This is a genomic window from Roseinatronobacter monicus (genome assembly GCF_006716865.1).
Taxonomy (GTDB): domain Bacteria; phylum Pseudomonadota; class Alphaproteobacteria; order Rhodobacterales; family Rhodobacteraceae; genus Roseinatronobacter; species Roseinatronobacter monicus.
This window is the reverse complement of sequence record NZ_VFPT01000001.1, coordinates 615,001-629,380: the sequence shown is the minus strand read 5'-3', so window position 1 is coordinate 629,380 and position 14,380 is coordinate 615,001. Positions and strand designations below refer to the sequence as shown.

Here is a 14,380-nt window from a genome sequence, read left to right as displayed (position 1 = left end):
GCGCTTGGGGTCATGACGCGTCGCTGACCTTGGCTGCGGCCAGCGCTTCAAGCAGTCGTTTTTCCTCGCCGAAATAGCGCGCACGTTCTGCGAATTTGGGGCGGCCGATCCCGGTGGACCTGTGGCGTCCGACAAGATTGCCGTCAGCATCTTCGCCAGTAATGTCATAGACAAACAGGTCTTGCGTGATCGGAACATCGCCCTCCATGCCAAGCACTTCGGTGATGTGGGTGATCCGGCGCGAGCCGTCGCGCAGGCGCGCGGCCTGAACAATCACATCGACAGACGAAACCATCATCTGCCGGATCGTCTTTGCTGGCAGGCTAAAGCCACCCATCGTAATCATGGATTCGATGCGCGACATCGCCTCTCGCGGTGTGTTCGCGTGCAGCGTCCCCATCGAGCCGTCATGCCCGGTATTCATCGCTTGCAGCAAGTCAAAGGCTTCGGGGCCACGAACCTCGCCCACGATAATGCGTTCGGGGCGCATCCGCAGACAGTTTTTCACCAGATCGCGCATGGTAACTTCGCCGCTGCCCTCGACATTGGGGGGCCGGGTTTCCAAGCGCACGACATGGGGTTGTTGCAACTGCAATTCGGCAGAGTCTTCGCAGGTCACGATCCGCTCTTGCGGGTCGACGAAACCGGTCAGGCAATTCAGCAACGTGGTCTTGCCCGACCCTGTGCCGCCCGAAATGATGACATTGCAACGCACCCGACCGATGATTTCAAGAATGGTGGCCCCTTCGGGACTGATCGAGCCGAACTTCACCAACTGTTCCAGCCGGAGTTTGTCTTTCTTGAACTTACGGATGGTCAGGGTGGGGCCGTCAACGGCCAGTGGCGGCACGATCACATTCACGCGGCTGCCATCGGGCAGGCGCGCGTCACAGATCGGGCTGGATTCGTCCACACGCCTGCCGACCTGACTGACGATACGCTGGCAGACGTTCAAAAGCTGTTCATTGTCACGAAACCGGATATTGGTTTCCTGCATCTTGCCGTTAACCTCGATATAGATCGGGTCGCAGCCATTCACCATGATGTCGGCAATGTCATCGCGCGCCAGCAAGGGTTCCAGCGGGCCGTATCCAAGAACGTCGTTACACAGATCCTCGATCAGATCCATCTGATCGGCGGAAGAGAGTGCGACATTGCGCACCGCCATGATTTCATTGGCGATAACGCGGATTTCCGCGCGCGCATCGGCCACATCAAGGGCGGTCAGTTGCGCCACGTCAATCGCTTCGATCAGCGCGGCAAGCAGGTCTTTCTTCAGGGCAAAATAGGGTGCCCTGTTGCCCGTGGTGGTCGCCGCCGGGCGTTCAGACTTTGGGCGCGCGGCGGGTGGAGTTGGTGGCGGGGCCAGCGCGACGGCTGGCCCTGCGACTTGTGTATCTTGCACCCCCTGCACTGGAGCGGGTTTTGCAGCGTCAAAGCCTACTCTTCTGCCAAACATGGGGAGTCCTTAAGTCACACGAACTGGGTACGGAGTAATATTGGATTTCGTCAGCCTTGGGTTTCTTATGCTTCGCAGCCAGCAGCGTCGGCACCAAGCGCTACTGCGACGTCACAGAAGGTGTCTGAAAGACTGGTACCGGTTAGAGTAACAACCGTAATAATTATAACAGAAATCAGGCCCGCAATCAGCCCGTATTCGATAGCTGTCGCACCGGACTCGTCTTTGCCGAAGCGCGCGATAAGATATTTCATCATGTTCCGTGGTCCTCTCGGTCATTGTTTTGTTTGCGCACCGAACCGAACACGTGACCTCAGCGTCACTATCCATCGGGCATACCCATAGTGAGTACCCGACTGGCCCGCGAAAACTATCTGGCCAGGTGGGCTGGTCATATGCACCGTCACAGGCTGGCAGTTCGGCCAGTCTTAACCGCGCGACCCTAGCCATAAGGACAGGTTTCTGGCCCGTCAGACCTGGCCGATAGGCTAGTGAAATCTAACAATATTTATTACTATCAGACACTTACCCCAAAACCCCGCCAAACCTGAATGAAAGGCCTGTCTCCAATGGCCAGCGGTCGCGCCGATGATTCGGCCAGTCCGGCAGCTTGTCCGTCTGGCCAGCTAGCGCCCTCGCATGATTCTGGACGATACCCGCTCCAAGGTTCAGCCCCCCAGACCCGAGGATGCAGATATATGCCCATCAGCAAGATCCGCGATTACCCTGACCGCAGGGTTACAGCCGGTTTCAACCAACCGACAGAACATGCGCGCCCGCCCCGCCACTTTATCGGTGGGGGTTCATGATGCGCGCCCTTATCATGATGATCGCGTTGGCGTCGGGGCTGGTCGCGGTGTTTCTGACCTATCCGACATCGGATGACGGACGCGCCGAAGCAGTGTTCGTCGATGAGCAGCCGGAAGTTCTGATGCAAGAGGTGCTTGTCGCGTCGGTCACGATCGAGCAGGGCGAGATACTGGGCACACAGAATATCCGCTGGCAGAAATGGCCCGAAGCCGCCGTGCATGAGGGTTTCGTCACCCGTGACAGCCGCCCCGAAGCCATCGACGACATTGCAGGCACAACAATGCGCGGGCGTCTGTTCCCCGGCGAGCCTGTGCGCGAAGACCGCCTGACAGCCAGCAACACCAGCTATATGGCATCTCTTTTGCCCGCAGGAAAACGCGCAGTCGCAGTCAAGGTATCGGCGGAAAGTGCGGCGGGGGGCTTTATCCTGCCCAATGACCGTGTCGATGTTTTGTTGACGCGCCAAAGGGAAGGTCAGGGCGGTGTTCACACGCGCACCATCCTGCGCAGCGTCAAGATACTGGCCATTGACCAACTGGCCGATGGCGCGGAATCGGACACACTGGTCGGGCGGACAGCCACGCTGGAACTGGACGCAGAGCAGACCGAAACGATCACCTCGGCCGAAGCCTCTGGGATGCTGTCGCTCGCACTTCGGTCAATGACAGACCCACATGATACCGAGGTTGTTTCCCTGCCAGAGCCGGAACCCGTGGCCGCACTGCCCGAGATTGTCTTGACCCAAACCGAACCGGAACGCGAAGCAACCACCATTCGTATTCGCCGCGCAGTCACAGTCGAAACCGTGACCTTGCCATGACCCCAGAAAGTGCCGGTTCAGCGAACTGGTCAGCGACTGTCTAATCTTTCGAAAGGACCTCTTGTGACGCCACATTTATCCGTTCAGGCCTTTACCCAGACCCCCGATGTGCACACTGTATTTGAGCGTGCCTTGCGCGACCGCCGCCTTGCGCGCGTCACCAGCGAAGCGCATCCGGGGGGAATGCGTGCAGCACTGGCCCGCTTTGAACAGGCGCAGTCACCCGATGTACTGGTACTGGAAGCCGACCGCGCAGCCCTTGCCGATCTGCCCGCCCTCGCGTCGGTCTGCGACCCGCGCACGAAAGTGATTATCGTGGGCCACGTCAACGATGTGGTGCTGTACCGGGAACTGATTAACCTTGGTGTCTCGGAATATCTGGTGGCACCGGTTGACGGCGCAGAACTGGCAACAGCCATTGAACGGATCGCCTCTGAGGGTGAGATGCGCAGCAAAAGCCGCGTGTACGCCTTCATGGGGGCCAATGGCGGTGTCGGGTCTTCGACCATCGCACAGAACGTCGCATGGGCGATGGCAAACAAGGTCGGCGCGGGGATCATGCTGGCTGATCTTGATCTGACATTCGGCTGCGCGGACCTGAATTTCAACGTCGAAACAGGCACCCAGTTTTTCGATGCGCTGAAGGCCGAAACCAAAGTGGATGACGCGCTGCTGGAACGGTTGCTGGTCAAGCGGGGCCAGAACCTGCATGTATTGACCCACCCTGCCCTGCTGGACCGGGAACCCGAGCATCTGGTGCACCAGCTTGTCGAGATGCTGAAACTCGCCCGCTCCAATTTCAACCATATCGTGCTGGATCTGCCAAATCATTGGTCCGCGCTGGTGCAGGATGCCATTCTGGACGCTGACGAGGTCATTGTAACGGTTACGCCCGACCTTTGCAGCCTTAGGAATGGCAAGGCGCTGCTGGAACGTCTTGGGCGTTTACGTCCGAATGATGCGCCGCCAAAGCTGGTTCTGAACCAGTGCAGAATGCCCAAGCGCGCAGAAATCAAGGTCAAGGAATTCTCTCAGGCGTTGAATATCCAGCCTGTCGCAACCATCGCATTTGATGCCGGGCGTTTCAGCACCGCGGCAAGCACCGGCCAGATGCTGAGCGAGATCAACCCGAAAGGGGCGGCCGTTACTTCCTGCGCGCAAATCGCAGATCGCCTTGTAGACCCCACATCCCAACGCAGCAAAGGCACCACATGGGCACGCTTCTGGAATTTTCGACAAAGAAAGTTGGCATAATGCATGGCGTTGAACCCACCAGTGACATGGTCTCGGCCCTGATCTGTGCGCAGGACGGGTTCTATCGCACTGCGCTGGAGAGCATTCTCAAGGATCGGCTGTATTTTCAGCACATCGCTTCGGTCGAAACGCTGGATCAGGCGGTCGATCATATTGCTGGGGCTGATGGACGCGTCAACTTGGCGCTATTCGACCTCGACACGCGGGGCCTGAACAACCGCAACGCCATTCAGGCGCTACGCGAGGGCTTTCCCTCTATGCTGGTGGTTCTCATCGCGTCATCGCAGTCGCGTCAGGCGATGGTGGGCGCACTCGAAGCGGGTGCTCATGGATTTCTGAACCGGGATCTTGGGGTCTCAGGCTTCGTCGAGGCGCTTCATCAGATTGCGCGGGGGCAGATTTATGTACCGCCCTATCTGGCCTATCCAGATACGTGAAAGGACAGGTCAGATGAGGGGGTTGCGCAGATTGCTCAGAACCACACGGTGCTTTGCTTCGGACACGCGCGGCGTCGCCGCAGTCGAATTTGCGTTGTTCGGCCCGTTGCTGGTGTTCGGTCTGCTGGCGATGACTGATGTGGGAATGGCGGTTTATCAGCGGATGAGCGTCGATCATATCCTGCGTTCTGGCGTGCATCATGCCATCGAAGACCCTGGAAAAGTGGCCGTGTTGGCCACCCTGAAAGACAATGCACGTGAGGACGGAATGTGGGCGGAAGATGAGATCGCCTTCGATGTGGATCGATTTTGCGCCTGTGCCGAGGCACCAGAAACCAAAGTTGTTTGCGCGACCTCCTGCGATGGCTCTCGGCCTACGTCGATTTACTACAGCCTGAGCGCTGATCTGATTGTGCCCGGCCTTATTCTTCCGTCATTCCACCTTCAACCGGCCATGCGGGTTCAGATCAGGTGAAAGTGGCCCGTCGGATCATAGGCTGGTGGCGCTGCACCTCTGGCACGACAGCGATTGAATTTGCCCTCGTGGCACCGATTGCAATCTTGCTCTGCCTTAGCGTGCTGGAGATCGGCCGCGCCCTTTATACGCGAAGCGAACTGTCTTACGCGGTCGACCTTGGTGCGCGCCGGGTATTGCTTGATCCAAAGATTGACGATGAAGTTTTGCGCGAAGTTATCCTTCAAGGCCTGACCGCGTCCATCCGGTCCCAAGCCATTATAACGACGCCAGATACGGTGACCCCACAAGACACCCATATATTTATAGAGGCCAGCGTGCCATTCAGATTTATCGTACCCATTGTGCCACGGGGAACATTTGAGCTTGTCGTCGGGCGTCGAGTTCCGCTGATGTGACCAAGGCTTGAAACTGCCAGAGGATGCCTGTTATCAGGCCTTATCCGTGCCCTGTGCGGCGCGAACTTACGTTCACTTCGCGCCACAATTCGTTGACACTATTTGTTCCTTCAACTAAACCTTAAGTTGTATAGGTTGTTGAGCGCGATGATGGATGACCACTTCCTCGCATGAGTAGGAATAGCCTTGGGATACTCCTCTTACATGAACAAGTTGCTAATTTCGACCAGCGTTGCCTCGTGCTACGCCAGCATGGACTGCGCCGAAATCGGCGGGATGACGCGTGTTGATTGATAGAAAATCAAGTCAACGGGGAATTGTCTCATCACTGATTGTCGATGATGATGAATATTTCCGCATTGCGTTGCGCAATATCCTGTCTGTCAGACTTGGGGTTTCCACCATCAACGAGGCGGAATCCTTTGACGAGGCCATCGAATACCTGACCAAGGCAGAGGACACCGACCTTGTTGTTTTTGACCTTGGGATGCAGGGAATGAACACGCGGGCTGCCATTCGCACGGTGCGCGATTCATTTCCCAATGCACTCGTGGTCGTCGTCTCTGCGTCGTGCAATCGGCAAGATATCCTGTGCTGTCTGGAGGCAGGGGCGCATGGATATGTCCATAAGGGAATTGGGCCTGGGGGGCTGACATCTGCGCTTAATCTGATCTGTGAAGGCACAGTGTTCGTGCCATCGTTCTTGCCCGATCTCGAATCCTCCGTATGCGCCGTTTCTGACCCATTGTTTTTTTCGATGCGCGCGGGTTGACATGCTTTGGGTTGGCGCGTTTTTGAGCTCGTCAGGGAGTCCCGGGCGAGCTCCTTTGTGAGGCGGCAGCATAGGCCCATGGCATCAAAGCATCGATATCTTTTTCGAGATGCCCATTGGCCAGCTTTGTGTATAGGTCATGTAGATAGGCGTATGGCTCGACGCCATTCATGCGACAAGTTCCGATCAGGCTCGCGAAGCGCGCCCAAGAACGGGCACCGTCATCGTGACCTGCAAAAAGTGTGTTGCGCCTTGTCATTGCGGGGGTTCTGATCGCGTTTTCGACCAGGTTGGAATCCATGTCCACATGACCGTCCTCGAGAAAGAGGCAAAAGCCATCCTGTCGGCTGAGCATATAGGCCAGAGCCTTGCCCAGTTCGGACTTGCGCGACACCCGGCCGGCTTGGGCATTGAGCCAGGCAAAGAATTTATCGACCAGTGGACGGGATTGATCCTGCCGGACGGCCCTACGCTGCTCGGGTGGCGCCCCTCGGATTTCGGCCTCAATCTTATATAGGGCTGCAATTCGCACCAGAGCCTCATCAACGATGGGCGATCCCGCTTTCGGCTGGGCTTTAATCAAGGCTCTTCGCCCATGCGACCAGCAATAGGCCAGTTTCAAGGGCTTGCCACCCACCCGCTTGGGCGTCGCCAATGCGCTATACCCGCCATAGGCATCAACCTGGATTGTGCCGTTGAAGCCGTTGAGGATTTCTGCCGCGTATTCCCCCTTTCGCCCGGGTCGATAGTGGAACACGACACCAGGTGGGGATGATCCGCTCCAACCACGATCATCTCGCAGCACGGCCCAGAAATATCCCGTCTTGGTTTGGCCGCGACCAGGATCAAGTACTGGCGCTGTTGTTTCATCGACGTAAAGCCGCGTGCTGCCCTTAAGCAGAACCATCGCCATGTGATCGACCACAGGGGCAAGCAGTGCCCCTGTGCGTCCCATCCAATCTGACAGGACGGCGCGATCAATTGGGGCGCCATTGCGGGCCATTGCTACGGATTGCCGGTTCAAAGGGTTGAAGTCACAGAATTTGGCTACACTGATATGGGCCAGCAAGGCTTCGGTCGGCCAGCTGTTTTCCAATAGATGCGCAGGAGCTTTGGCTTGGGTCACGCCCGTGCGGCCTTTCGGGCAGGCATACTTTGGACGCACGGTGACGATGACTTGGTACTGGGCGGGAATGATATCCAGCCGCTCCGAGCGATCCTCTCCGATCTTGACCATATCGCCGCAACCACATGGACACGCGATGCTGTCGGGTTCAATCACGCGCTCGACCCGGGGCAAGCCCTCTGGAAGGGCGCGAGGCTTGCGTGGTTTGCGCGGAGCCTTGCTCTTGTTTTGGGATTTTTTCTCGAGCGCGGCCTGAACAGCCTCGATTTCCGCCTGCGTCTCGGCGATGGCGGTCTCTTGATCTTCGAGTGCCAGCTCCAGCTGATCAGGGGTCAGCTTTTCGGATTTGGGTCCGAATTTTGTGCGCCGGTAGTCGGCCACCTGACTTTCCAGCTTCTCGACCAGCGCGGTCAACGTGACAACCAGCGCACCTTTTTCTTCGGCTTCCGCCTGATGATGCAGACGTGCTGCACGCTCAACAGTGACCTCGAACTGGGCCTTTTCGAGCGCTGCTTGCTGCGTCTCGAGGGCCTTGATGACCTCGGACGGCAAGTCAGGAAATCGGCTGAGATCGAGTAGTTTTGACATGACCATTTCTACCAAGAAACGTCAGAAATGGCCAGCAAAATAACACTATAATCAGTGTATTAGTTATCCTGCCGCAGTCGGCGGAGCAACCCGTTTGGGCACCATTTGTCGCCAATCCAGACCTTCGAACAGAGCCTCGTACTGAGCCCGAGACAGCTGCATGACGCCGTCCTGGATTTTGGGCCAGACGAAGTTGGAAATCTCCAACCGCTTGTAAATCAGCACCAGTCCGGTGCCATCCCAGAGCAGGATTTTCAACCTGTCACCACGCTTGGAGCGGAACACCACCGTCAGGCCAGAATGCGGATCCAACCCCAGTTCGTTTTGCACTGTAGCGGCCAGACCGTCATGTCCCCGACGGAAGTCCACTGGTTTTGTCGCAATCACAATCGGCAGTCGCTGCCCTGCAACAATCACGACACCCCCCGCACCAAACGGATCAATTCAGCCGCGCGCGCCACAGCAGCACTGGCCGGAACGCGGATAATGACATCAGATCCAATCGTCACCGTTATCTCATCACACGTCTCGTCGCGTTCACCGTACCCTGACATGCTGCCAGCGCCCTGTCGTGTCATTGCAACTTCCAATGGCACAAATGCAGGCTCAGACTTATCGGCTGACAGGGTTGCATCACTGACTGCTGTCATGACATCCGCAGGCAGAACCAATTTGCCATCACGCGCCATCCGCCGCCAATCTGACAACTGATGTGGGACAATGTCATAGCGTTTCGCAACGTCCACAACGCGCGCACCAGGTTGAAAACTCTCTGCCACAATCTGCGCTTTCACATCATCTGGCCAACGACGGTTGCCCCGAACAGGCTCAACGAGCCCCAGCCGTCCATCGAATCCACTTCCATCCGCCATAGCATCCTCCAACAATATCAGTCAGAGATTTATCGGCCCGAGACAGAAATGGCGAAAGACCTCAAATCAATGGGACGCAGACGGCGCATACGTTTCAGCCTCTTGCGGGGCTTGATCCGCAGGTTCAGCTCCAGCTGGCAGTATATCCGGTAGACGCGCTTGTGGTTCCAGGGATGCCCCTTCACGTTGCGCAGATGCAGAAAACACAGGCCAAATCCCCAAGTTTTGCGGGCATCGGTCAGCCCCGTGAGCAGATCCGCAATCTCTTCATTCTCGTCCTTGAGCTTCGGGCTGTAGCGATAGCAGGTCTCGCTGACCCCGAAGGCACGGCAGGCCAGCGCGATGCTGACGCCCCGTCGTTCCACCGCCGTTTCGGCCATCTCACGACGCTGAGATGGCCCACCTACTTTTTTCCAAGGGCTTCCTTCAGCAAGTCATTCTGCATGCTCAGATCAGCATACATCCGCTTGAGGCGGCGGTTCTCGTCCTCGATCGCCTTCATCTGGCTGACCATGGACGCATCCATCCCGCCATACTTGGCCCGCCATTTGTAAAACGACGCATCGCTCATGCCATGCTCACGGCACAACTGCGCCACCGGCACACCGCCTTCGGCTTGGCGCAGGATCGCGATGATCTGAGCTTCAGTGTATCTGCTTGTCTTCATTCGAATTCTCCTCATGCATCTTGCCGAGAAAATTCTACTTTTGCAGCCCCTTAAATTCGGCTAGGCGATTCACACATTTCTGAGTTTCCATCCGTGTGAGACGGATTTGAAGTATTGTAGGCCATGTCGGAATGTAATTGGACCTGGCGGTTTGGATTTTGGGTAGCCGTCCCATCCGCCGAGCTTGGCGATGATCCACGCGGCCCAGGCAAGTGTTTCCGGCGGGTGAGGGTTTTTCTGGAGCGCGGTCTTGCCTTCGAGTTCGGGCAGGAGAGCATGAAGGGTCTGGATTTCGGAGGATGAGAAGGCGATTTTGGCGTCTTGCCCGGACTTGCCATCGCGCGCCTGAACGAGTTGCATGATGGTGCAGGCCGCGCGGGCGGCAATCGCGGTCAGCTTGATCAACCGCTCGGCATTTTCCAGTTGGCTGTCCTCCAGTTGCAACCCCTGTTGCTTCAGGGTGCGGAAGAATTGTTCGATATGCCAGCGTTGCCGGTACCAGCTTACCGCGCGCCAGGCCATGTCCGCATCCTCGACCTTGTGAGTGGTCAAAAGCCGCCATGAGATGGGCTCGGCGCCCGGTGGCGCATTCACCTCGCTGACTTCGATCAGGCTGACCTCCACCGTCTCGGCCAGCCCCGGCTGTCTGGCCAGATTGGCAGGACGCTTGATCGTAACGGGGCCAAATCGGGCCTCAAGTCTGGCGGTGCGCGCCGGGCGCCCTGGGCGTGCGCGCATCGCCACTTGTGCCGTACCTGCCAATTTCAGCGGGGCAGAGGACAGCTTGCCGCCACCTTCCAGGATTGAGCGATCCGTCATGGCACGGGTCAGGATGTGAAAGCCCGGCTCCGGCAATCGTGCCCATTTCTCATAGATATCGCTCTCGCGATCGCCGATTTCAGTCACCATATGCGCCTGGGCCAGAACTGTCTTGGCAGCCTCTGCCGTGCTCAGCCACCGATGCGATTCCTTCTCGGACAGGGGGCGGGCCCGGTGGGGAACACTTACGCGGCCATCGCGTGTCCATATCCGGCCCGCGGCCAAACCCAGAATGCCACCCGTCTCGGCATCCACACCCAGCATCGCGTGGAGCAAAACACCGCGCCCAGACCCCTTGCCGATTGCACCCAGTCCGCGACTGCGCTCTTTGGTTGTCGAGAAATTGAAGTCGCTGCTGTCCTGAATCGCAAGAATATGCCGCCCCGCGCAGGCTTGCGAAAGCTCCGCTCCCCAGCCTTCAATCACCGCCTCAGCCGTCACGCGCGGATTGGCCAGAAAGCGCGAAAATCCGACAATCCCACTGCGGCGGCCACCCGCCAGACGCCGAAGACAGGTGCTCGTGCGCGCCACCATTGCTGCGAGCAGCAGACCCCCCTTTTTGCCAGGCGTTCGTCTCCGAAATCACCCAGCCTCCAGCCTTCCGAAGTCACCACAGACGCCCTCCCACTTTAGGTAGAGCGATCGAATCATGCGCAACAAAAACGGTCAAGTGCCGAAAACCGGAGCGCACAGCCAAAGATGTGTGCATCCCTTAGTTAAATTCGGGGGGGATTACCGGGGCTGATCGAGAAGATCGTGCTTGAGCCGCGCGCGGATGGGACGGGCCTTGATATCGACCTGCATGGTGCGCTTGCGGGGCTGTTGCGGCTTGCGACTGGCGCACAGGAACAAAGGGCTGCAGGTGCTGGCAAAAAGACCGCAACGCATGACGGCCCCGCGGGTGCGGGGCAGGAGGGTGTTGATATTGCTAATGAAATAGTGTTGGTTGCGGGGACAGGATTTGAACCTGTGACCTTCAGGTTATGAGCCTGACGAGCTACCTGGCTGCTCCACCCCGCGTTGGTTTTTTGTGTGTGTCGTTTTGAGAGGTTTTGTGTTTCTTGTCAGGTTTGGCGGTGAGCTACTCTCCCACGTCTTGAGACGCAGTACCATTGCCGCTGCGGCACTTAACTTCCGAGATCGGGACGGGATCGGGTGTTTTGCTCGCGCTATTGCCACCAAACCTGAGAAGAAACACATATCAGTGAGGTGGGTTTGTTTTTCCACCTGGCTATTTAGTCAATGCTTTTGGTTGCTTTGATTGTTGGTCAGTTTGGTTGTTACTGGATCAAATCAAGCCTATCGAGCCATTAGTACCGGTCAACTGAACGCATTGCTGCGCTTACATCTCCGGCCTATCGACGTGGTGGTCTACCACGGCTCTCAAGGGAGACCTTGTTTTGAGGGGGGCTTCCCGCTTAGATGCTTTCAGCGGTTATCCTGTCCGATCATAGCTACCCTGCACTGCGGCTGGCGCCACAACAGGTCCACCAGTGGATCGTTCACCCCGGTCCTCTCGTACTAGGGGCAACTCCTCTCAAGTCTCCAACACCCACGGCAGATAGGGACCGAACTGTCTCACGACGTTCTAAACCCAGCTCACGTACCTCTTTAAATGGCGAACAGCCATACCCTTGGGACCTACTCCAGCCCCAGGATGAGATGAGCCGACATCGAGGTGCCAAACGATGCCGTCGATATGGACTCTTGGGCATCATCAGCCTGTTATCCCCGGCGTACCTTTTATCCGTTGAGCGATGGCCCTTCCACTCGGGACCACCGGATCACTATGGCCGACTTTCGTCTCTGCTCGACTTGTCAGTCTTGCAGTCAGGCTGGCTTCTGCCATTGCACTCAACGAGCGATTTCCGACCGCTCTGAGCCAACCTTCGCACGCCTCCGTTACTGTTTAGGAGGCGACCGCCCCAGTCAAACTACCCGCCACACAGGGTCCCGGATCCGGATAACGGACCGCGGTTAGACATCAAGAGTGCGAAGGGTGGTATCTCAAGGATGGCTCCATGGGAACTGGCGTTCCCACTTCAAAGCCTACCACCTATCCTGCACATCGCAATCCTGATGCCAGTGTGAAGCTGTAGTAAAGGTGCACGGGGTCTTTCCGTCTAACCGCGGGAAGCCTGCATCTTGACAGGCAATTCAATTTCGCTGAGTCCATGTTTGAGACAGCGGGGAAGTCGTTACGCCATTCGTGCAGGTCGGAACTTACCCGACAAGGAATTTCGCTACCTTAGGACCGTTATAGTTACGGCCGCCGTTTACCGGGGCTTCAGTTCGGAGCTTGCACTCCTCCCTTTAACCTTCCGGCACCGGGCAGGCGTCAGACCCTATACGTCGTCTTGCGACTTCGCAGAGCCCTGTGTTTTTAATAAACAGTCGCCACCCCCTGGTCTGTGCCCCCCGCCAAGACTTGCGTCCTGACGGGGCCTCCTTCTCGCGAACTTACGGAGGTATTTTGCCGAGTTCCTTAAACATGGTTCTCTCAAGCGCCTTGGTATTCTCTACCAGTCCACCTGTGTCGGTTTCGGGTACGGTCTGATGTGGGGCTATTTCCGGGAACCTCTAAACGGCCCGCCCAATCCGATAAGGGCGAACAATCTTCGAGATCCGTCACTTCCCACTGGCCCTGGAATATTAACCAGGTTCCCATCGACTACGCCTTTCGGCCTCGCCTTAGGGGCCGGCTTACCCTGCTCAGATTAGCTTTAAGCAGGAACCCTTGGACTTTCGGCGACAGGGTCTCTCACCCTGTTTGTCGCTACTCATGTCAACATTCTCACTTCTGAACGCTCCACCGGTCCCTCACGGGCCGGCTTCACAGCAGACTTCTGATGCGTCCGTCACGCCCCAAAGGGCGTGCAAGACGCAAGAAGTACAGAACAGAACGCTCCGCTACCATGCGATTGCTCGCATCCTAAGCTTCGGCTCATGGCTTGAGCCCCGTTACATCTTCGCCGCAGGACAACTTATTTAGACCAGTGAGCTGTTACGCTATCTTTAAAGGATGGCTGCTTCTAAGCCAACCTCCTGGTTGTTTTGGTCGTCCCACCTGCTTTCCCACTTAGCCATGAATTAGGGGCCTTAGCTGTAGGTCAGGGTTGTTTCCCTTTCCACGACGGACGTTAGCACCCGCCGTGTGTCTGCCATCTAGTACTCCCGGGTATTCGGAGTTTGGTTAGGATCAGTAAGCCTGTGGGGCCCCATTACCCATCCAGTGCTCTACCCCCCGGGGTATTCGGATGACGCTCTACCTAAATAGATTTCGCGGAGAACCAGCTATCTCCGAGTTTGATTGGCCTTTCACCCCTAGGCACAGTTCATCCCGATCCTTTTCAACGGATGTGGGTTCGGCCCTCCAGTTAGTGTTACCTAACCTTCAGCCTGACCATGCCTAGATCACTCGGTTTCGGGTCTGATCCATCTAACTCATGCGCCCATTTAAGACTCGCTTTCGCTGCGCCTACACCTATCGGCTTAAGCTTGCTAGATAGACCAAGTCGTTGACCCATTATACAAAAGGTACGCTGTCAGGGGTCATGCCCCCTCCAACTGCTTGTAGGCGTCCGGTTTCAGGTCTGTTTCACTCCCCTCGTCGGGGTGCTTTTCACCTTTCCCTCACGGTACTGGTTCACTATCGGTCAGTAAGGAGTACTTAGCCTTCGGGGGTGGTCCCCCGATCTTCAGACAGAATTTCACGTGTTCCGCCCTACTTGATACGTCCTATCATGCTTCCTGTACGGGGCTGTCACCCACTATGGCCTGCCTTTCCAGACAGTTCCAGTCACACTCAAGGCTCGGCTGGTCCGCGTTCGCTCGCCACTACTAACGGAGTCTCTATTGATTTCCTTTCCTCCGGGTACTTAGA

The 14,380-nt window shown here is 57.1% G+C and carries 12 protein-coding genes, 1 tRNA gene, 2 rRNA genes and 1 pseudogene (1 of these 16 cut by a window edge); 6 read left to right on the top strand and 10 right to left on the bottom strand.

Annotated elements, in window-relative coordinates; translation table 11 throughout:
• Positions 1–10 precede the first annotated feature (10 nt).
• Positions 11–1,459: a TadA family conjugal transfer-associated ATPase gene (locus BD293_RS02760; protein WP_142079757.1), complete on the bottom strand. Its 1,449-nt coding sequence runs from the start codon at positions 1,457–1,459 to the stop codon at positions 11–13.
• A 65-nt stretch (positions 1,460–1,524) separates the two neighbouring features.
• Complete coding sequence (locus BD293_RS02755) at positions 1,525–1,716, bottom strand: Flp family type IVb pilin (protein ID WP_281286610.1); 192 nt, start codon at positions 1,714–1,716, stop codon at positions 1,525–1,527.
• A 548-nt stretch (positions 1,717–2,264) separates the two neighbouring features.
• Between BD293_RS02755 and cpaB the strand changes: the two genes are divergently transcribed.
• From cpaB to BD293_RS02725, 6 genes are all read left to right on the top strand, one after another.
• The gene (gene cpaB / locus BD293_RS02750) at positions 2,265–3,089 is read left to right on the top strand and encodes a Flp pilus assembly protein CpaB (protein WP_142079756.1); all 825 of its coding nucleotides are present in this window, start codon (positions 2,265–2,267) and stop codon (positions 3,087–3,089) included.
• Between the two features lie 63 nt (positions 3,090–3,152).
• On the top strand, positions 3,153–4,343 hold the full coding sequence (locus tag BD293_RS02745) for a CpaE/TadZ family protein (protein WP_142079755.1): 1,191 nt from the start codon (positions 3,153–3,155) through the stop codon (positions 4,341–4,343).
• Positions 4,343–4,780: a response regulator gene (locus BD293_RS02740; protein ID WP_170207040.1), complete on the top strand. Its 438-nt coding sequence runs from the start codon at positions 4,343–4,345 to the stop codon at positions 4,778–4,780. The genes BD293_RS02745 and BD293_RS02740 overlap by 1 nt, the downstream gene beginning before the upstream one ends.
• Positions 4,781–4,811: 31 nt before the next feature.
• Complete coding sequence (locus tag BD293_RS02735) at positions 4,812–5,255, top strand: TadE/TadG family type IV pilus assembly protein (RefSeq protein ID WP_211840981.1); 444 nt, start codon at positions 4,812–4,814, stop codon at positions 5,253–5,255.
• Positions 5,256–5,257: 2 nt separating this feature from the next.
• Entirely contained in the window at positions 5,258–5,653 is a 396-nt protein-coding gene (locus BD293_RS02730) for a TadE/TadG family type IV pilus assembly protein (RefSeq protein WP_170207038.1), read from the top strand.
• 283 nt (positions 5,654–5,936) lie between these two features.
• Entirely contained in the window at positions 5,937–6,425 is a 489-nt protein-coding gene (locus BD293_RS02725; protein ID WP_142079751.1) for a response regulator, read from the top strand.
• Between the two features lie 31 nt (positions 6,426–6,456).
• On the opposite strand, the gene tnpC is transcribed toward BD293_RS02725, so the two are convergent.
• The 8 genes and pseudogenes from tnpC to BD293_RS02685 form a co-directional block, all read right to left on the bottom strand.
• Positions 6,457–8,139 (bottom strand): IS66 family transposase, encoded by a 1,683-nt coding sequence (tnpC, locus tag BD293_RS02720; protein WP_142079750.1) that lies wholly within the window; start codon positions 8,137–8,139, stop codon positions 6,457–6,459.
• 63 nt (positions 8,140–8,202) lie between these two features.
• Positions 8,203–8,556 carry an IS66 family insertion sequence element accessory protein TnpB gene (tnpB, locus tag BD293_RS02715; protein ID WP_142079749.1) on the bottom strand — a complete coding sequence of 118 codons (354 nt, stop codon included), beginning with the start codon at positions 8,554–8,556 and terminating at the stop codon, positions 8,203–8,205.
• Entirely contained in the window at positions 8,553–9,011 is a 459-nt protein-coding gene (gene tnpA, locus BD293_RS02710) for an IS66-like element accessory protein TnpA (protein WP_142079748.1), read from the bottom strand. The genes tnpB and tnpA overlap by 4 nt, the downstream gene beginning before the upstream one ends.
• A gap of 89 nt (positions 9,012–9,100) precedes the next feature.
• Positions 9,101–9,678: pseudogene (locus BD293_RS02705) on the bottom strand (transposase); the annotation flags it as partial.
• A 69-nt stretch (positions 9,679–9,747) separates the two neighbouring features.
• Positions 9,748–11,031, bottom strand: coding sequence for an IS4 family transposase (locus tag BD293_RS02700; RefSeq protein WP_142079747.1), 1,284 nt, complete (start codon positions 11,029–11,031; stop codon positions 9,748–9,750).
• A 409-nt stretch (positions 11,032–11,440) separates the two neighbouring features.
• Positions 11,441–11,517, bottom strand: a tRNA-Met gene (locus BD293_RS02695).
• Between the two features lie 48 nt (positions 11,518–11,565).
• Positions 11,566–11,680 (bottom strand): 5S ribosomal RNA (gene rrf / locus BD293_RS02690).
• A gap of 106 nt (positions 11,681–11,786) precedes the next feature.
• Positions 11,787–14,380, bottom strand: a 23S ribosomal RNA gene (locus BD293_RS02685) (it continues 288 nt past the right edge of the window).

What these genes read in the sequence shown, in the direction of transcription:
- BD293_RS02760 (WP_142079757.1), bottom strand. Translation starts at nt 1,459, where the DNA reads ATGTTTGGCAGAAGAGTAGGCTTTGACGCTGCAAAACCCGCTCCAGTG.
- BD293_RS02755 (WP_281286610.1), bottom strand. Translation starts at nt 1,716, where the DNA reads ATGATGAAATATCTTATCGCGCGCTTCGGCAAAGACGAGTCCGGTGCG.
- cpaB (WP_142079756.1), top strand. Translation starts at nt 2,265, where the DNA reads ATGATGCGCGCCCTTATCATGATGATCGCGTTGGCGTCGGGGCTGGTC.
- BD293_RS02740 (WP_170207040.1), top strand. Translation starts at nt 4,343, where the DNA reads ATGCATGGCGTTGAACCCACCAGTGACATGGTCTCGGCCCTGATCTGT.
- tnpC (WP_142079750.1), bottom strand. Translation starts at nt 8,139, where the DNA reads ATGTCAAAACTACTCGATCTCAGCCGATTTCCTGACTTGCCGTCCGAG.
- tnpA (WP_142079748.1), bottom strand. Translation starts at nt 9,011, where the DNA reads ATGGCGGATGGAAGTGGATTCGATGGACGGCTGGGGCTCGTTGAGCCT.
- BD293_RS02700 (WP_142079747.1), bottom strand. Translation starts at nt 11,031, where the DNA reads ATGGTGGCGCGCACGAGCACCTGTCTTCGGCGTCTGGCGGGTGGCCGC.